This is a genomic window from Bacillus sp. S3 (assembly GCF_005154805.1).
GTDB lineage: Bacteria > Bacillota > Bacilli > Bacillales > Cytobacillaceae > Neobacillus.
The window spans coordinates 4,252,859-4,273,176 of record NZ_CP039727.1 but is presented as its reverse complement, the minus strand read 5'-3'; the positions used below and the strand labels follow the sequence as shown (position 1 = coordinate 4,273,176).

13 protein-coding genes are annotated in these 20,318 nt (G+C 37.4%); 8 read left to right on the top strand and 5 right to left on the bottom strand.

Annotated elements, in window-relative coordinates; genetic code table 11:
• Positions 1-98: 98 nt before the first annotated feature.
• The 4 genes from FAY30_RS20815 (at position 99) to FAY30_RS20800 (ending at position 5,901) form a co-directional block, all read left to right on the top strand.
• Entirely contained in the window at positions 99-2,147 is a 2,049-nt protein-coding gene (locus FAY30_RS20815) for a glucosaminidase domain-containing protein (RefSeq protein ID WP_190284708.1), read from the top strand.
• 164 nt (positions 2,148-2,311) lie between these two features.
• Positions 2,312-4,192 (top strand): NTP transferase domain-containing protein, encoded by a 1,881-nt coding sequence (locus tag FAY30_RS20810; protein WP_149871658.1) that lies wholly within the window; start codon positions 2,312-2,314, stop codon positions 4,190-4,192.
• A complete protein-coding gene (locus tag FAY30_RS20805; protein WP_149871657.1) occupies positions 4,176-5,147 on the top strand; it encodes a DMT family transporter in 972 nt (323 codons plus the stop codon). The genes FAY30_RS20810 and FAY30_RS20805 overlap by 17 nt, the downstream gene beginning before the upstream one ends.
• A gap of 61 nt (positions 5,148-5,208) precedes the next feature.
• The gene (locus tag FAY30_RS20800) at positions 5,209-5,901 is read left to right on the top strand and encodes an NTP transferase domain-containing protein (RefSeq protein ID WP_149871656.1); all 693 of its coding nucleotides are present in this window, start codon (positions 5,209-5,211) and stop codon (positions 5,899-5,901) included.
• A gap of 937 nt (positions 5,902-6,838) precedes the next feature.
• On the opposite strand, the gene FAY30_RS20795 is transcribed toward FAY30_RS20800, so the two are convergent.
• On the bottom strand, positions 6,839-7,678 hold the full coding sequence (locus FAY30_RS20795) for a nuclease-related domain-containing protein (RefSeq protein ID WP_223820811.1): 840 nt from the start codon (positions 7,676-7,678) through the stop codon (positions 6,839-6,841).
• Positions 7,679-7,872: 194 nt separating this feature from the next.
• On the opposite strand from FAY30_RS20795, the gene FAY30_RS27960 reads away from it, so the two are divergent.
• The 3 genes from FAY30_RS27960 (at position 7,873) to FAY30_RS20775 (ending at position 12,673) form a co-directional block, all read left to right on the top strand.
• Entirely contained in the window at positions 7,873-9,426 is a 1,554-nt protein-coding gene (locus FAY30_RS27960) for a glucosaminidase domain-containing protein (protein WP_149871655.1), read from the top strand.
• A 346-nt stretch (positions 9,427-9,772) separates the two neighbouring features.
• Positions 9,773-10,582, top strand: a complete 810-nt coding sequence (locus FAY30_RS27955; protein ID WP_317845671.1) for a C40 family peptidase — start codon at positions 9,773-9,775, stop codon at positions 10,580-10,582.
• 174 nt (positions 10,583-10,756) lie between these two features.
• Positions 10,757-12,673 carry a metallophosphoesterase gene (locus FAY30_RS20775; protein WP_149871654.1) on the top strand — a complete coding sequence of 639 codons (1,917 nt, stop codon included), beginning with the start codon at positions 10,757-10,759 and terminating at the stop codon, positions 12,671-12,673.
• A gap of 583 nt (positions 12,674-13,256) precedes the next feature.
• On the opposite strand, the gene galU is transcribed toward FAY30_RS20775, so the two are convergent.
• The 4 genes from galU to FAY30_RS20750 all read right to left on the bottom strand — a co-directional run bounded on the left by galU (position 13,257) and on the right by FAY30_RS20750 (position 18,402).
• Positions 13,257-14,132, bottom strand: coding sequence for a UTP--glucose-1-phosphate uridylyltransferase GalU (gene galU, locus FAY30_RS20770; protein ID WP_149871653.1), 876 nt, complete (start codon positions 14,130-14,132; stop codon positions 13,257-13,259).
• A 615-nt stretch (positions 14,133-14,747) separates the two neighbouring features.
• Entirely contained in the window at positions 14,748-15,740 is a 993-nt protein-coding gene (locus FAY30_RS20760; protein ID WP_149871652.1) for a glycosyltransferase family 2 protein, read from the bottom strand.
• Positions 15,741-15,755: 15 nt separating this feature from the next.
• A complete protein-coding gene (locus FAY30_RS20755; RefSeq protein ID WP_149871651.1) occupies positions 15,756-16,142 on the bottom strand; it encodes a GtrA family protein in 387 nt (128 codons plus the stop codon).
• Positions 16,143-16,332: 190 nt separating this feature from the next.
• Positions 16,333-18,402 carry an LTA synthase family protein gene (locus FAY30_RS20750; RefSeq protein WP_149871650.1) on the bottom strand — a complete coding sequence of 690 codons (2,070 nt, stop codon included), beginning with the start codon at positions 18,400-18,402 and terminating at the stop codon, positions 16,333-16,335.
• 367 nt (positions 18,403-18,769) lie between these two features.
• Between FAY30_RS20750 and FAY30_RS20745 the strand changes: the two genes are divergently transcribed.
• Positions 18,770-20,233 carry a hypothetical protein gene (locus FAY30_RS20745; RefSeq protein WP_223820810.1) on the top strand — a complete coding sequence of 488 codons (1,464 nt, stop codon included), beginning with the start codon at positions 18,770-18,772 and terminating at the stop codon, positions 20,231-20,233.
• The last annotated feature ends 85 nt before the right edge of the window (positions 20,234-20,318 follow it).

The following is a 20,318-nucleotide window of genomic DNA, read 5'->3' as shown; positions in this document are numbered from 1 at the left end:
AAATCTGTCTCAAAATGAGAGAATAAGAGAGATACAATTTTGATTAACAGGAAGTTTAATAGATAGAGAGAAGAATTATATTCATGGGGGGAAATAGATTGAAGAAAAAACGTGTCACTGCTCTCGCCTTGGCAACCATGCTGTTCTCTTCAACGGCTTCAGGCGCTGTTGCAGCTGGAACCTACACATGGAAGTATCAGAACAATCAGTGGTACTATGTCACATCAGCAGGCAAGCCTGTTACGGGCTGGGCCCAATATGGTGGTAAATGGTACTTTTTAGATAGCAATGGTGTCATGAAGACAGGCTGGCTTTTTAACAATAATCATTGGTATTACCTAGATTCGAGCGGAGTAATGAAAACCGGCTGGGTACTAGTGGGAAAAAGCTGGTATTACCTCGACTCAAGCGGAGCCATGAAAACGGGCTGGCAATATATCGGCAACAAATGGTATTTTCTTGATTCCAGTGGGGCCATGAAAACGGGCTGGTATATGGAAAATAATACTCGGTATTTCCTTGATTCAAGTGGAGCGATGAAAACCGGCTGGCTGTTAACTGGGGACAGCTGGTATTACCTTGATCGAAGCGGAGCGATGAAAACCGGCTGGATTGAGCTCAGTAATGGAAAATACTATCTTAGTTCAAGCGGAGCAATGGTCACCGGGCAAAAATTTATAGATGGGGTACCCTATGTTTTTACTTCATCAGGTGCCTTAAGTACAGCTCCATTAACCGGCCTATTCCGCGATGGCCAAACCATCATGTATTTTAATGCCAGTGGCGAAAAGCACACGGGCTGGCTGATCGATGGGGCAAATAAGTATTATTTTTCCCAAGAGGGTTTGGCTTTAATCGGCTGGTACACCGAAAACGATAAAAAGTATTACTTTGCCCAAGATGGCAAGATGAAGACCGGCTGGGTGTACGATGCGAATAAATGGTATTTTCTGAACGCCGATGGGACAATGGCCGCTGGCTGGGTATATGTGAATGGAAAATGGTATTTCATGAACGAAAGCGGAGTAATGCAAACGGGTTGGTTAACCGATAATGGCAGTACGTATTACTTAAACAAGAACGGGGACATGGTGATCGGCTGGTTATTGGCCGATGGCAATTGGTACTTCTTTGCAGGGAATGGAAAAATGGTTACCGGTGAACAAATCATCGGCGGCAAGACCTATAACTTTTTCGATAACGGTATCTTGAATGAAGGTCCTGTAATGAAAACGACCAATTACGATATATCCTTCCAGCAAATGCTTGATATTCAAATGACAAGATCTCCACAAACGGATAAGTATCGAAATGCAAAGGCCTATGTGAGCAGTGAGTATATCGCTATGGATGCTGCCGACCCTTCAAAGGGAGTCGTTACGTCCACAACTCCGCTTAATGTTCGTGAGGATATGAATACAAATTCGTTTATTTATGGCAAATTGAATCCAGGGGCAAAGGTACAAATAAATGCTACCGTAGGGACCTGGTATGAAATTGAATATGTGACATGGCGGAATGCGAAATCATCAGATGTATCTTATTATTTGAATCCGAAATCGTTTAGCGAAAAAAGCACGGAGTATTTTCAATTTCTCCTTTTAAACAAAGGCGCCGGAACGACAGCCCAGGATCTAAATGCTAAAACATTGGCTGGAAAAGGAATTCTGGAAGGAAAGGCAGACGCCTTCCTACAGGCAAGCAAAAAATATAGTATTAATGAAATTTATTTAATCTCGCATGCCTTACTTGAAACCGGAAATGGCAAATCGAAGCTGGCCCAAGGGATTATCGTTGATACGGTGGATGGCAAGAAGTTAGATAAGCCGGTAAAGGTGTATAATATGTATGGGATTGGGGCGTTTGACAGTTGTCCAGATACATGCGGAGCCGAAACGGCGTATAAAAAAGGCTGGTTTACACCTGAAGCAGCGATCATCGGCGGTGCAGAGTTTATTGGCGCAGGCTATATAAACGCTGGAACACCGCAAAATACTCTTTATAAAATGAGATGGAACCCAAGTGCTCCTTGGCACCAATATGCAACCGATATTGGCTGGGCGGTTAAGCAGACAAGTAATATCAAAAAAATCTATGATTCGTTAAGTTCCTATACCATATATTTTGACGTTTCTGTTTATAAATAAGAACCGAATCGAGGACTGTGCATGCTTGTGCACAGTCCTTTTATTCTTTTCCTTTACATAGGAAATACTATTCAATATCAATAGTTTTTTGTTTACAGATATTCTGGGCTGCGTTACAATGAAAATACATTCAAATATTGAACATATAGAAGGGGGCACCCTAAATGGAACAGCAATTATTACAATTATTAGAAGCAATTAATAAACATGCCCATTTAAATCAGAAGAAAATGGCTGAAATATGTGGAATTTCAATTGGAAAAGTGAATTATCTCATTCATGACTTAACATTTGGAAACTATATTTACAGTGAGAAAAAGGGCAGGAATATCAGCTATTACCTTACTCAAAAAGGCCTTGATACTTTACAAAGCGGTATTGAAGCCTATCAGGGAAAAAAGGTAAATATTCATCAAGAACCATTAACTGAAATAAAGCAGGCGATTATTTTAGCTGGGGGTTCACGAACCGATTTTAATAAACCGGCAGGGCTGATGGACATTGACGGCACTACGCTGCTAAAAAGAAACATTGATATTTTGCAGGAAAATGGCATCAACCAGATTGTGATCGTCACTGGCTACAAGCCGGAAGCATTTCAAGAGCATCCTGAATTCAGTCATTTGACATTTGTGAACAATCCCAAATACAAATGGACGGGTTCGATGGCATCATTGGCATCCGCCTTTGAAGTGATCACCGAGGATTTCCTATTGATTGAGGATGATATATTAATTGAAGAACGGGCAATAAGAGAAATTCTCTCACATCCGCAGCGAGATTGTGTCCTTATCAGCAATGAGAGCGGCTCCGGGGATGAGGCCTTTGTCGAAATTAAAAATGGCTATCTACATAAAATCTCTAAGGATATTCACCAATTTAACCGAATAGACGGGGAAATGATTGGGGTCAGCAAGCTATCCTATGAGGTTTATGCAAAAATGGTCAGTGAGTATCAGCAAAATAATAAAAATCCATTGATTCATTATGAATACATGCTGCTGGACATTTCCCGGCATTATAACATTGGCTATTTAAAAATGCATAATCTTGTTTGGGGAGAAATTGATAGCTGGCAGCACTATCATACCGTCAAGGAAAAGACCTTTCCGATGCTAAAACGGAAGGAAGCTGAATTCCGCGAAATTTTTATTAAGAGCCACTTAATCGAAGCCCTTGACCTTGCCTATGAAGATATCAGCGAAATTCAGCCTTTTGGCGGGATGACGAATAAGAATTTTAAAGTGGTGATTAAAGGCAAGGAATATGTACTGAGGATTCCTGGTAACGGAACAGAATCTATGATTAATCGAAAAGAGGAAAAGTTTAATGCGGCGCTTGCGAGTCATTTGGGTATTGATACGGAGCTGGTTTATTTTAATGAAGAAACAGGTGTGAAGATTGCCGAATTAATCCAAGAGGCCGAAACATTAACGCCTAAAATGACGAAACGGCAGGACATCATGGAGCTGACGACCGAAATTTTTAAAACTCTGCACTTCTCCAAGCTGCAAATGGCCAATCGCTTTGATGTATTTGAAAGAATTGACGAATACGAACGGCTGATGAAGGAAACAAATGGCCATCCTTATGAGCATTATGAAGAAACGAAAAGACAGGTTATGGTGTTGAAGGAAATATACCAAGGAATGAATATTGAACTGACTCCATGCCATAATGACGCCCTGCCGCAAAATATGGTCAAAAGCGGTGAAAACAAACTGTACTTAATTGATTGGGAATATAGCGGCATGAACGATCCAATGTGGGATCTAGCTTGGCATGCGATGGAAAGTGAATTTACACCGGAAGAAGAAGAACTATTTTTAACGCTATATTTTGAGGAAGATGTGATCCCGCTTGAGATCCAGCAGCGAATGATTATGAATAAAATCTTCCAAGACTTTTTATGGACGATTTGGACGGTCATCAAGGAAGCGAAAGGTGACGACTTTGGCACCTATGGAACGGACCTGTTAACAAGATGTAGAAAGAATTTAAACCACGACTTAATTAGGGAGATGACGTATGAATTTCAAAAATAAAGGGATTTACTTCGGCATGCTGTCGGGTTTCACCTGGGCGCTTGATACGGTTTTAATTGGCATGGTATTATCAAAGGCTGTATTTGTGTCGACAGAAATGGTTATTTTCCTCGCCCCATTAGTTAGTACATTTTTCCATGATATGTTATCGAGTTTGTGGATGATGCTATATATGACAATCAGAGGGGAATTTAAAGTTCCCTTTAAAAAAATTGCAACGAGAAGCGGCCGGTTTGTCATATTAGGCGCATTGCTGGGCGGACCGATTGGGATGACCGGTTACGTCCTCGCCGTCAAATATTTAGGGGCATCACTGTCAGCATCAATTTCCGCTGTTTACCCGGCGATTGGCGCCTTTTTCGCTTTTGTGATCTTGAAGGATCGCTTAACCATCAAGAACTGGATTGGGCTATTTATTAGTATTTTATTCATTTTCCTTTTAGGCTTTTCTGGCGGCGAACCGTCTCCAAGCTACATTCTTGGCTTCAGCTTCATTTTGTTATGTATTTTCGGCTGGGGAATGGAGTGTGTGATTCTTGCCTACGGGATGAAGGATGATGAAATTTCTCCAGAACAGGCATTGCAAATTCGTCAGTTAGTTTCCGCAGTCACTTACGGAATTCTGATTTTACCTATTTTTAAAGCATACCCGCTTGTCGGCGAAGTCTTTAAAAGCAGTGAAATGTTCTTAATCGCGGTCATTGCTTTATCTGGAACGGCTTCCTACGTGTTTTATTATAAAGCGATTTACACGCTTGGCCCTACCCGTGCAATGGCATTAAATATTTCATACGCTGCATGGGCGATTTTCTTAAGTTTTCTCATTTTACACACACCAATTACCGCAAAGGTTGTCTTTTTTAGTATTATGATATTAGTAGGCTCGATCATCACCGTTGCAAGCCAGGACGAACTAAAATGGATGAATATTTTAAAAAATAAGCGAACTGCATAATTTACTCATCCGAGCTTAAGATGGAGCTGACAATTATTTTAAAGGCAGGAGAACAGGAAAAATGAGAGCAATTATACTCGCAGCAGGACTGGGCACAAGATTACGGCCTCTAACATTAACAACACCTAAAGCGTTGACTGTCGTAAACGGAAAACCAATGCTTGAGACCCAAATTGAATATTTACAAGAAATTGGCGTAGATGAAATTATTGTCTTGACGGGATATTTAGCAGAGAAATTTGAATATCTCAAAGAGAAGTACGGTGTTACCCTTGTTCATAATGATAAGTACGATATCTATAACAATATTTACACAATGTATTTAGTGAGAGAGTATCTCCACGATACGTATGTAATTGACGGCGACAACTATCTGCATCGCAATTTCCTATTGAAGGAACCACAAACCTCGATGTATTTCAGCGCTAAAAAGCCGGATTTCAAAGGGGAATGGATCATCCGCTACGACGATAATTACCGCGTTACGGATATCGTCGTAGGCGATGGCGATCACGAGCACATCCTGTGCGGCGTTTCTTACTGGTCTGAAGAGGACGGCAGATACATTATTGGAAAACTGGAAGAACTCGTTGCAAGCGGCAACTTTAAGGATTTCTGGTGGGACGAAATTGTCAAGTTACATATCCGTGACCTCAATGTATATTTGCAGGAAATTCATCCGGACGACAGCTATGAAATCGACTCGGTTGCGGACCTTGAAAAAGTAAATAAACTTTTGGCTGAACGTCGTTAAGATAGGCCGGGCACCTGGGTGCCCGGTTTTTCCTTTTCAGGGTGATTGGAGCCCGTTCCGCTGAAAAGATTGAAAGAAAGGTCTCCAATAGAGGTGATTGGAGCCCGTTCTGCCGAAAAGATTGAAAGAAAGGTATCCAATAGAGGTGATTGGAGCCCGTTCCGCTGAAAAGATTGATAGAAAGGTATCCAATTGGGCTGATTGGAGCCCGTTCTGCCGAAAAGATTGATAGAAAGGTATCCAATAGAGCCTATTGGAGCCTGTTCTGCTGAAAAGATTGATAGAAAGGGATCCAATAGAGCTTATTGGAGCCTGTTCCGCCGAAAAAATTAGGAGAAAGGGATCCAATAGAGGTGATTGGAGCCTGTTCCGCCGAAAAAATTAGGAGAAAGGGATCCAATAGAGGTGATTGGAGCCCGTTCTGCCGAAAAGATTGAAAGATAGGTCCCCAATAGAGCCAATTGGAGCCCGTTCCACCGAAAAAATTTGGAGAAAGGTATCCAATAGAGCTTATTGGAGCCTGTTCCGCTGAAAAGATTGATGGAAAGGTATCCAATAGAGCCGATTGGAGCCCGTTCCGCCGAAAAAATTAGGAGAAAGGTATCCAATAGGGGTGATTGGAGCCCGTTCCGCTGAAAAGATTGAAAGAAAGGTATCCAATAGGGCTGATTGGAGCCCGTTCCGCTGAAAAGATTGAAAGAAAGGGATCCAATAGAGGTGATTGGAGCCGGTTCTGCCGAAAAGATTGAAAGAAAGGTCCCCAATAGAGCCGATTGGAGCCTGTTCCGCTGAAATAATCGAGAAAAAGGTATCCAACAGTATTACTGTTACCTAATTCATAAATTATGATGTATTTACAATCTATAATCCTATCACTCATAGTAGGTCCATTGCCCATAACCTGTTGCTTTCAAGTTTTGAACAAGAATCCTCTTAATTACCTTTTTGTAATAACCCCGCCACACCAATCCACAACTAAAGTAGTAGTAATCTTTATATCCGGAAAAAGCAGCTTCAGCTCCCGCGTACTCCTTAGTACCGCTGCATCAATCGTCTCCTCACTGCCGCAATCCCCACATACAAGTTTCCTCCCATTAACAAAAAGCGAAAACGATTGGCAGTTACAACAAATGAAGCCCTTCCGTAGACCCTTGTATTTATAAGACGGAACCCGGGAATATGGTGGCTCAACTTGGTGCAGGGAGACTAAAAGATCAGCAAGTTTTTTATGCTTTGTATTAAGCTTTCCCGTTAACATATTTAATTTTTTCATCTCAGCATTTATTTGTGTAGGATAAATAATCGGTTTATTTTTGGGTGTTTGATATAAGGTAAACTCGGGGTTAATAAACACCAGCTTGGATTCAATCGGTAGTTTGAATCCGTGTTTTTGGAGCAATTGGCGAAGCAGAATCTCGCATCGGTTTAATTGGTCAAGTGGATTCGTTATAGTCTTTCCGGTCTTCATTAAATTGAAATTATTATTTTCATAACAGTAATCACCATCATTATTTTTCACATCATAAAGATAAAGGGTATCTTGAACAATCAATGTGTCAATTTGAAACTTCGAATCATTAAAGTATAGCAGCAGGTCATTTAAAATATAACAGTCACACTGAAGCTTTTCCGTTAAAGCATCAAACATGATTTCTCCTTCAAAGCCTTTTTTTAGTCGATAATATTTCCAGCGATCTTCCTCAGACAACTCCATTCGGCCGTGTAAACTTCTGAAAATGACGATTTCTTCAGGTTCCGTCCGCGGCTTATAAGCCATAAAGCACATCCTTTCCATTTCACTAATTTAATTTTACAAAAATTCCCCTAAATAACTTGTGCAAGATATATATTTTTCATGACATCCCTGTCGAAAGTCCACTCACTAAAACTATTGCGTAAATCAAAAATATGTTAATCTATATAATAGATTGCTAGATACAAAAACTGACAAATTACGAGAGGAGTAATCAATTGAAAAATCAAGCACTACGATATTTCGCTATGTTCCTACTATTGCTTGGGATTATTACGGGTGTTTCAACAATAAATGCTGAGGCTGCTGAACAACCGAACATGAAGGTAACCTCCATTAAGCTTCCAGTTTATCGGAGTTTCCAAGAACTTTCTGACCAACAAATTCATTTAGCCCAGAACTATACACGCTATGCAGAATTATCATATAACGATGTGGTGACCATTATTAGTGAGCAAGAATATGCCGCTAAAATCCGTATGGCAGATGGACGGGAAGGCTGGGTTCACCGGGCATACCTAAACAGTGATATAAAGAATCAAACCTGGCTGGTGAAAAAGGAAAGAAATCTTCGGGCCACTTCTGATGGAACGAAGCCCGTAATTGATAAAATTCCGGGTAACACGAAGGTATTCGTTTTAGATGTAACCCCCGACACCAAATATTACAAAATTCAAACGGCCGATGGACAAAAGGAAGGCTGGATCTACAATTGGTATCTGGAAAATGAAACGTATATGACTATTCCAGGCGGAAGCAATGTGATTCCATTTGATTTTGGAACAGGAGCAACAACCAACAGTATTTCCATCTTCACTCCGCTTAACACAAAAGCAAATGTAACGGCGAATGCCATTAACCAGTTTATTAACTATAAAACAAATTGGGGAAATACTTTTATGACGGGGATGGGTGAAGCGTATATCGAGGCCCAATCCAAAACAGGCTTAAATGCTGTTTACCTTTTAGCCCATTCCGGTCTCGAAACAAAATGGGGCGATTCGACAATTGTAAAAAGTAAGAGAAATTACTATGGGCTTAATGCCAATGACATCAAACCGCTTGATGATGCCTATGATTTTTCCTCAAAAAAAGCTGGAATTGTTAATGGCGCAGAGTTTATCAACTTGACCTATGTGAATAGACACAACTTGATGAAGAATTCTTTAGACCCATATCAACAGCCGACACTTGATAATATGCGGTTTAATTCCAACTATCATCAATACTCGACCGACGAGGCATGGGCAAGCAAGATTGCCCAAATTGCTAAGGAATTCACTACCTTCACTACGAATACAGGCTGGAAATCATGGGGCGGAAAATGGTTCTATTACAATCAAGACTGGACCCTTAAAACTGGCTGGCTGCAAACAGGAGGGAAATGGTACTACTTCGACAACGCGGGTGTGATGAAAACAGGCTGGCAGTACGTTGGCGGCAAGTGGTACTTTATGAATCCGAATGGAGACATGACAACCGGCTGGTTGTATGCTGGAGGAAAATGGTACTTCCTCAACCCTGGTGGTGATATGCAGACCGGCTGGTTGTACAATGGCGGTCAATGGTATTTCCTTGATAACTCCGGTTCAATGAAAACCGGCTGGCTGTCTACTGGCGGAAAATGGTATTACTTGAACAACAGCGGCGCGATGAAGACGGGCTGGGTACTAGTCAGCAATAAATGGTACTATTTATATAGCGATGGACATATGGCTGCCAACACCACAATCGGCGGATATCGTCTTGGCAGAGACGGCGCCATGCTTTAAAAAGGAGAATCACCCATCAGGGGTGGTTCTTTTTCTATTTTAAAATTGTAATCACGCAATGTTCGTCAGATCTTATCCTGAGGAAATTCGACAATAACTAGTAGAAAATAAGCAGAAGATGATTAAAAAAAGTGACTTTCATAGTTTTATAGGCATAAGATCCAAGGTGACAAATTACCTGCTAATCTAAATAAATTATCGGAAATTTCAAGAAAAAGTCGAAAAAGGTCAGTTCTTGAAACATTCCTGTAATAATATTAAAAAATAACTGTAATCAAAAATATGAAACTTTTATGAGATACTGGTATTAACAAAAAAAGAGAGAAGAAGAATCAAGGGGGATATCATGAAGAAGTTAGTTGTCAGTGGTTTACTATCATGTTCTTTACTCTTAGGCGGCGGGTTATTTAGCGGACATAAGGCAGAAGCATCAACATTGGGAGATAAAGTGACAAATATTGCACTTGAATATATTGGAGTACCATATGTCTGGGGAGGAACATCTCCAAGTGGATTTGATTGCTCCGGGTATACAAGCTATACATACAAGCAAGCTGGTGTTACTTTACCAAGAACAGCAGCAGATCAATATACTAAAGGACAGGCAGTTTCAAAAAGTAATTTACAAGAAGGCGATCTAGTTTTCTTTAGCACGTATAAAGCAGGAGCTTCCCATGTTGGAATCTACCTCGAAAATAACAAATTTGTTCATGCATCTAGCAATGGTGTAAAGGTCAGCTCATTAACAGAATCTTACTATGCGAATACGTATATTGGTTCAAAGCGTATTGAAAACAACAATAGCTATTGGAATTACTCAGGCGGAAAATGGTACTATTATGAAAATAATAAAATGAAAACCGGCTGGATTAAGGACAACGGCACTTGGTATTTTCTTGAGCAAAATGGTCAAATGAAAACTGGCTGGATTAATAATGGTGGACACTGGTATTATTTAGCCTCCAGTGGAGCTATGGTAACTGGTTGGATTTATCCGGATGGTAATTGGTATTATTTAAAAGCGAGTGGAGAGATGGCGACCGGCTGGGTTTATTCCAATGGAAAATGGTATTTCTTAACTTCAAATGGTTCGATGGCAAAAAATACAGTCATTGATGGATACGTGGTAGGAAATGACGGAGCTTGGATTAAGTAATTAGCACAGGGCAGGGAGAGAACTCCCTGTTTTTTTATATTTATTTAAGTAACAAAATGGTATTATTGTAAAATATGTTACAGGGCTTGTAATCTTTTAAAAATAGATATATATTTTTACTTGGATAAAAGTAGGTATATTAATATATTTAAGTAAATAAAAGGGGATTTTGTAGTGAAAATCAAACTGCTTTCATTATTTTTTTTAATAGCATTGTTTGTGGGGGTTGAAACTACCAGCTTGGTTAAAGCAGCAACTCCAGACAATCCGACAGATTCACCTGTCTTACAATTTCCTGTCTTAAGCGATGTTCACATTGGGGATGATTTCCAAAAAGAAAGGTTTAAACGAGCACTCAATGACGTGCGAACGATTGCACCAAACTACAATGCATTGGTGCTTCTTGGGGATAACACCAACATGGGGACCGAACAGGAATATAAAGGTCTTATCAATGTCTTACAATCATATGGTAAGAATGATGCTGAAAAAATCATTGCAATCGGGAACCATGATTATTGGGAAGGCTACTATTCTCCTGGAGCTTTTGACCCAACGAAGTACAGTCAACGGTTTGTTGATAAAACAGGGATGCCAGGACTTTACTATGATAAATGGGTAAATGGTTACCATTTTATTACTCTAGGGTCCGAAGGGTTTCCAGAGAATGATGGTTCTGACCACGTTTTAATGTCAGATGAACAATATAGTTGGCTTGAAGAAACTCTAGCTCAATCGGCAGATCCTGCGGAGCCTATCTTTGTTTTTTTACATCAGCCGATTGATAATACTGTTTATGGCAGTGAAGAGTGGGGAGCTGGCTTTACCGATAATAGGCTTTCAAACATTTTAAAGAACTATCCGCAGGTAATCTTTTTTTCTGGTCATACGCATTATTTATTGCAGCATCCACGAACGGTTTTTCAAGATGGATTTACCATGGTAAATGCCGGTTCAGTGGCCTATGGTTACACGGAAATTGGCAACCCGGGAACATCTCAAGGTCTTCTTATAAATGTGTATTCTGACCGAGTCGAAATAAAGGCAAGAGAATTTACCAATAACTCGGATATTCAAACATTTACAGTCAAGACGCCATATGTGAAGACATACGGCGATACACAAAAGCCATACTTTATTTTAAATTCGCAGGTAAAAGTTGAGAAAAACACAAGCGGGGAATCTGCCATTCTCTCATTTGAGTCAGCTAAGGACAATACCCTTGTAGACCGCTATATCATCAAACAAAATGGAGGAATCATCCAAACGGTGTATGTGAACTTCTGGAACATGCAAATTCCAAACCGAATGTCGGTTGAACTAAAGGGTTTGAAGCCTGATACTGCCTATAATCTTGAAATTTCTGCGGTAGACGCTTGGAATAATGAATCCTTTAATACGCTAAAAACTTCTATTAAAACGCCGAAGCTAAATGGCTGGAAAATGGAAAACGTTAATTGGGTCTATTATGAAGACGGAAAAAAAGTGACAGGCTGGAAGATTGTTGACGGCAAATGGTATTTATTTTCTCAGAAGGGATTTTTATATACGGGCTGGTATACCAGCGGTAGTGAAAAATACTATCTGAATGATAATGGTGTTATGCAGGTGGGCTGGAAAGAAATTGATGGTGCAACCTATTACTTTAACTCAGATGGTGCACTTCAAAAAGGCTGGGTTCAAAAGCAGAACAAGTGGTATTACCTTGACAGCGAAGGACGCCAAAAATTAGGCTGGATTTTAGACGGAACCAAATGGTACTATTTGAAATCAGACGGAATGGTTACAAACTGGCATTTGATTGACAACAAAACGTGGTACTTCTTTAACAGCAATGGCAGCATGCAAATAGGCTGGATATACTCTGGAGGCAGCTGGTATTACCTAAGCAACAGCGGCGCAATGAAAACCGGCTGGGTTTGGTCAGGCAGCAACTGGTACTTCATGAATGACAGTGGTGCAATGAAGACCGGTTGGCTCTTAGAGAATGGTAAGTGGTATTACTTGAAAAATGATGGAGCTATGCAGACAGGCCGGGCAAAGATTGATAACAACTGGTATTATTTCTCCAACTCTGGTATCCTATATTAAACAAAAGAACCTGTTTCCCTTTAGGACAGGTTCTTTTGCTATTTAATCTTTTTCTTACTCAGTTTTAATTTGGTTAGGAGCATATCCAGTACTTCATTTTTTGTAATAAACAGGATGATCGTATAAATAACCAATTATACAAATGAACAGCGTAAGAAAAAGATAAATTTTATGGGTAATCATCAACCGAATTTCGTACGTTATTGTCCTGTAATTGTAAATTTTCCATATGGAATTGTCTGTCTACTCTTTCAGGTACTTTCATATAATCGCCATACATGGTTGTTAAATAGGTGTCAGGAGTAATAGGAATAGTAAAATCCTTACCTTCAAAGCTGCTTGTTTAAAATGGTAATATGTTATCTATATTCAAAAATGCATATCCATAAAAAGGTATTTCAACACCATATGTAACCGTTTTGCTTCCTAAATAAACGGGGTGTATAGGTGATAAAGCTATGAGCGATTCATAATTAATCCCACCATATCCTTCACACTAATTACTTTTGAAGGATAAATCAGCCGTGAAAAGCCCAATTGTATCAACCCATTCAAAGTCCTCTATGTCTGATTGGTTTCTGTCCTATTTATGCTCTCTAATTTTTTCTTCCATAAAAGCAATTAAATCCTTTCGCAAATCCTGATTCTGAAGAGCAAATTCGATGGTCGTTTCGATAAAACCTAGCTTCTCGCCGACATCATATCGATTGCCTTCGAATTCGTAAGCAAACACTCGTTGAATCTCATTAAGCTTTTGAATCGCATCAGTAAGCTGAATTTCCCCACCCGCACCAATATGTTGGTTTTCTAAAAAGAGGAAAATTTCAGGAGTGAGTATATATCTACCGATAATGGCAAGGGTTGATGGGGCCGTACCAAGTGTCGGTTTTTCTACGAATTTGCTAACATTGTAACGACGACCGTGCTGCTCTGTTGGGTCGATAATCCCATAACGGTTGGTTTCTTCTTCAGGTACTTGTTTTACTCCAATCACGGAAGATAAGGTTTCTTCATATTCATTCATTAATTGTTTTAAGCACGGTGTTTCCGATTGGACAATGTCATCACCCAATAAAACCGCAAATGGTTCATTTCCAATAAAGTTACGCGCACACCATACCGCATGACCTAAACCCCTAGGTTCTTTTTGACGAATATAGTGAATATCAACTAAATTGGAGGCTGCTTGCACTTTTTCAAGCAAGTCAAATTTTTCTTTTTCCAATAAATTTTGTTCAAGTTCAAAGGCATGATCGAAATGATCTTCAATAGCCCTTTTTCCTTTACCAGTGACAATAATAATATCTTCAATACCTGATTCTATTGCTTCCTCCACGATATACTGGATCGTAGGTTTATCAACGATGGGAAGCATCTCTTTCGGCATTGCTTTTGTTGCTGGTAAAAATCTTGTACCAAGTCCTGCAGCAGGGATAATAGCTTTTCTAACCTTTTTCATTGTTTAAGCTCCTTTTGGTAATTACATATTTAACCAAAATAGTGTTTATTAGACGGTCTTTTTCCACATATTATTATTCCATAATCAAAAAGTGAATACAAGTTAAAACAAGAACATATGGCATTAGGAAGGTTGAGCAAAGATTAAGCTCATCTTTTCTTTATTACTGTTGTTATCCCAAATCAAAAATGGTGTAGAATAATATTTTTGCGATGGTCAATTACCTCTGATTGAAAATATGGATAGAAATGTTAACTACTATCTAACAATTAGTAAGGATACTTCGCTTTGATGACACATCAAGTAAATTCAAAGAATTTGATAAACGGATAAGTAGAAGGATCAGATTCTTCGAATGGAAAAAATGACGGAACATTAAATCAGAGTTAGAAAACTAATTGGTCTAGGTGTCCCTGATAAATGGGGTAATTTCGGAAAGAAATACTGGAGAAACACATGTGGTATAAAATTACACAAAACCCCCGATAGCTCTTTAGTGGAGCAAACGAGGGTTAAGAAGTCTGTATAATCTTAGAAAGCCGTCTATATACGATACGGGACGTACGGTAGTGTAAGAGGCCAGAGGCTAGTCACAAACAACAAACACCTCCTCAATTATGATTTTTTTGCCAAAGACTCAAGTTTTTCATTCCCTTTTTCTTGGTAATCTGATAATTCATCCATATTTAGTGTTTCTTTTACGATATATATTGGTCGATTTTTACTTTCATCATAAATCCTAGCAATGTACTGACCGATAATACCGAGTCCAAGTAATTGAATGCCACTAAAAAAGGATACCGCTACCATGATTGATGCCCAACCTGCTTCAATTTGGTATCCTATTAACTTGACGATGATGGTATACAAAAGTAACCCTATTGAAATTAATACCGTAAAAAATCCAAAACCAGTAACAATACGCAATGGCTTAGAGGAAAAAGCGATAATTCCGTCAGAAGCAAATTTAATCATCTTTCTAAATGGATATTTCGTTTCCCCTGCAAAACGTTCGTCCCGTTCATATTCAACATACGTTTGTCGGAAGCCAACCCAAGACATCATTCCTCTGATAAATCTATTTCTTTCAGTCATATTTTTAAAAACATCTGCAACTTTTCTATCGATAATTCTAAAATCACCAGTATCCTTTGGAATTTCAATATCTGACATATAGTTTAAAAAACGATAGAAAACCTTAGCGGTTAGAAGCTTAAAAAAAGTTTCACCTTTTCGTGCTTTACGTTTTGCATATACAACTTCATATCCTTCTTTCCATTTATCAATAAGTTGTGGAATCAGTTCAGGCGGATCCTGTAAATCAGCATCAATAATAACAATGGCATCCCCACTGGCATGATCAATTCCAGCGGTAACTGCATTTTGATGCCCAAAGTTTCTGGCAAAATCTATTACTTTCGACCGGTGATTTCCTGATGAAATTTCCCTTAGTATATCCATTGTCTTATCAGTGCTGCCATCATTGATAAAAACAAACTCATAATTTATTTTGTAATCTTCCATAACTTTTTTTAAACGGTTATAACATTCCCGTGCAACTTCTTCCTCGAAATACATTGGTACTACAATCGAGATTAATTCCTTCATCTACTCTACTCCATTTCAGCTAATATCAGCCCTTTTTTGGGCGAAAGTCCATGTTTTTGTTAGAATAAAATTTACTATCATACTTAAACCTACGACTAACACTTGAGAAATGAATTCATTAAATTGGAACGTATCTACAAGGATAAATAACCCTAGTGAATTGAGTCCAAGAACGGCTAGGTTAACTGTAATAAACTTTACATAAATTAAGAAGTTACTTTCCTTCACTTGAAAAACCCAATTTTTATTCCAGATATAACTATTAAACATTCCAAGCAAATAGGCAAAGATATTTGCTAAAATGAAATTCATTCCTAAAACATAGACGAAAAATGCATAACTGGCAATTGTAATGGCAGTATTGATTATTCCAATAAACCCGAATTTCATTAATTTTTTCATTGTATTTTTCCTACCGTATATGCTAAGCAAGATATAACGCTCAGAATATTTCCTTTTTATTCATTTACAGTATAACACAATCACACGTATGTCTTCCTTCATCCTTATGCTTGCTCGTGTTTAAGCAAAAAAGAATCCATTCCGAAATCCATAACTGAAGCTTTCAAGAGGTTTCTTTCTAGATCTAGCCTTATTTATACAACAGCTTCAGGCTATATTGATTCCCCATTAAAATATCATATTCTAACAATTTGTAGTCATCCATTAACTGTTTTTGTTCCTTTGTGAGGTTTTTTATTAACTCACGGTCATTTCCCATAACTAATTTTCCTTTTAACGCCTGAATTCCCATTTCTTTTCTTAGCTTATCCAATAAATTATAAAAAGATGGTTTTTTCAAGCCGGTTAATTCATACACAATTGGGCCGAGATAGAAGGGACTGATAGAATCTAATTGTTTTCTTTCAATTTCAAAATTCGAATAAATCAGAAGCGGTGTTTCAGAATATTTATTTACATTCACATCTAAATTTGGATCGCCATAATTTGCTTCATTATAAAGAGCATTATTCATACCAAAAATGGGGAGATGGTCACCCCAAAATACAAACAGTGTTGGTTCATTCAATTCTTGGATACCTTCTACCAAATGTTTTAAGGCTTGGTCTGATCTTCTTATTCCTTCTGTATACTCTTCCAAATTTGAATTCAAATCTGGTGAAAGGCCTGAAATCTTAATTTGTGTGTCTTTGTATATCCCTGTATTATAGGGCATATGATTTTGCATCGATACAGCGTGTACGAAAAGGGGTTTATCCTCTTTCTTTAGATTTTCTAAAATTTCCTTGTTCAGTGATTCATCTGAAATATATCCGTTAGGAACAGCAGGTTCAGTATTCTTCATATTATCTTGATGATAAAACTTATCAATTCCGAACACATTATAAACAGTACTTCGTTTATAAAATGCTTTGTTAAAAGGATGAATGGCTAAACTGTTATACCCTTTTGATTCCAAGTCACTGACAATTGTAGGAACGAAAGACTGTCGATCAATAAAATCTTGATACGGGACACTTCCGCTTTTTAAAAAGGAAGTTGTAAAGCCTGTTAATGCTTCAAATTCTACATTTGCTGTCGTTCCTCCAAAAACAGGGGAAAGAACATTACCGGATGTATGTTCTGTCATCAATTGTCGCAAATTGCTCAATGGCTCATTACTAAATTCTAGATCAAGCTTAGTTGGATCCCAGAAAGCTTCACTCATCAGAAAAATAATATTCGGATGAATTATCTTTCCTTCCGCACTGCCTTTTGCGTTGTCAACATACTTCTTGGCAGTGTCTAAAACTACTTGTTTTGAATAATTGTCTGGTTTATCAAAACTTTCATTACTAATATTTGCTAAAAAACCAAACAAAAAGCCATTTAATTTATAAGTTCCCCCCTGGTTCCATTTCATAATATTCACGCCAGAGTTACTAACAAAAGTATTCATGAATGTCACTGGAAAAAAAGTATATGCGTAAAGAAAAAACCCTGAAACTATAAAGGTTACAGCTCTTAACCATTTTGGTAGTTTAATATTAGTCATCAATAAAAAGAAAACAACCAAAATGAATGCAAGAATAATGACAATTAGAAGAGTCGGTAACGAGATATATTGGGATATCATTGGAATGACAGCTTTCATATTAGAAATCTGTTTATAATCAAATGGATATAATGGTTCTAACCTTATACTCAATTTATTGTAATGAATATAACCAATTGAAATTAATACCATACTCGATAAAAATATTGAAACGTAAAAGTTTCCTAGCAGTGAGACTAGACACAAAAGCAAGATAAATAAATATAGAACACCTGCAAAATAAATATTTAAATTCTTAGCCACCCATACAGTTGTGGCTCCTGGTTCTTTCAACTCTTGAAAATATACGAAAACATAATTTATTATAATTGAAGCACCTAGAGTAAAAATAATAACGATTACGTACTTCGTAAGAACCTTGGTATAAGGGAATTTGTCCCATATTAATCGCAACAGCTTGTGCTGCCATTTCCACACCAAAGTCAGTAAAATAGTTATGAAAATGATGTAAAGTAAAAATCTTTTCGAATCATCATGCATCCAATATAGGAACTCTTCTATTTTCTTATCTTTTATAGATATCTTATAAAAGTACAAAATTAAAAAGGCAGCAATGCTATTTGTTGTAATTAGTACAATCATTTTGTTTAGTAGATCTTTTTTCATTATCTTAAAGTGCTCCTTCCCTAGATGATAAGTGTTTATTTCACACAATTAACTATTGTATTATATACACAAATTTAACACAATAAAAGAGGACAATAATGACATATGCCTTTAAGCAAAGATGAATAGACTTTCAGCAGTTAAGAGAGTTGTGATTTCCCAAAAGCTTGTACACAGTGTCTATAACTAGATGCTGTAGTGTACAAGCTTTTTTCAATTTTCTCTAGATTTCATCCCTTAATCTCATTGTGCTATAACTTGTATATGTATTGCAATTATGGAATAATAAACGTGGAAAAAGCCGTCGAAATTTCAAATATGTTTAAGCCTAACAATGTAGGTACAATCAAATAAAGGAGCGAAATGATTGAAAACAATTTTTAACGTGATATCAGATTTTTCATCTCAAGCCGTATATGCTATTTACGGAATTCTTGCCACAATACTAATTTTTAGCTACTTTACTGATGTCAATAAAGATAATTATGTTTATATAACAGTTGGTTTTTTAATTTTAAGTATTCTAGGAACGTACATACTTAGAAAAGGTTCGTTTTATCTTGAAACATTTAACGAAAAAAAATGTTTGATTGCTTTATTACTGCTTTGCTTTGCGGTTAAATTAACTTGGGTTTATTTTTATCGAATCGAACCACAAGTTGATTATGCAACTTTTTACAATACAGCTGTATCTCTTAGTGACAATTTTGTATACAGAAATAGATATATATCCCTATTCCCTCATATTTTTGGATACGCTTCGTTTTTAAGCATTTTTATAAAAGTATTTGGATCAAATTATATGATACCTCCTATAGTAAATGTGGTCTTAACTACTATATCAATGGGATTCATATACTATATATGCAAAAAAATTAGCGGAGTTAAAACAGCAATCATTGCAAGTATCTTATGGATTATTTTTCCTTCACAAACGATTTATAATATGTTCGCACTGTCTGAACCTCTTTATTGCACAATACTATTGATGATTTGGACTCTTATGATTATCATAAATAAAAAACTATCAAATATTACTTTTTTCAAGCTTTTCAGTTATTCCGTTTTATTAGCTTTATTACTTACATTTATGAACATGGCACGTCCTATTGCAGCAGTTCCAATAATTGCTTTAGCTATTTGGCTGTTCATAATAGATACAGGACATGTGGGTAATAAAAAGAATTTTATGAACAAGGCTGTGTATTTGGTAACTGTTATTGTCAGTTATTATTTATTTTCTTTTGCCGCAAATCAATATATATCTGTACGGTTGGGAGAAGAAATAGCATTAACACCTGGATACAATATTTATGTAGGATTTAATATGAATAGCTTAGGAACATGGAACGAAGAGGATTCTAAATTACTATTCTACTATAGTAACCAAGAAGGAATGACGGCTGATGAAGCTCAAAAACGAATGCTAGAGGAAGCAAAGCTTAGACTTCAAAGTGGTGAAATAAATTTCCCAATACTTTTTTATCATAAATTCCTAATCTTTTTAAACGATGATAGTGCAGCAGCTTCATATGCTGGTTCTGTATTAAATCACCCTTTGCGCTTTAAAATCTTGTCTAACATTTTTTATTATTTTTTAATGTTTGCCTCACTTTTAGGCGTAATGTTTGCAAGTAAACAACGAAATAAAACATCCCTTTTCTTTATTTGTCTATATACAATAGGTTTGATAATGGCGCAGATGTTGGTAGAGGTAGCATCAAGATACCACTATTCATTTACTATTCCTATGCTTATTCTCGCAGCTTTTGGTATCTCTCGGATTTTTAATAATGGAAAAACAGTGGGTATCAATAATACGCTGGAGTGAATAAACAAATTGAGGTAAAAAAGCTAGTTTGTCAAGTTTAATTTCTTGAACATGCTAGCTTTTTTAGCTTACTGGAAAAAGTTCG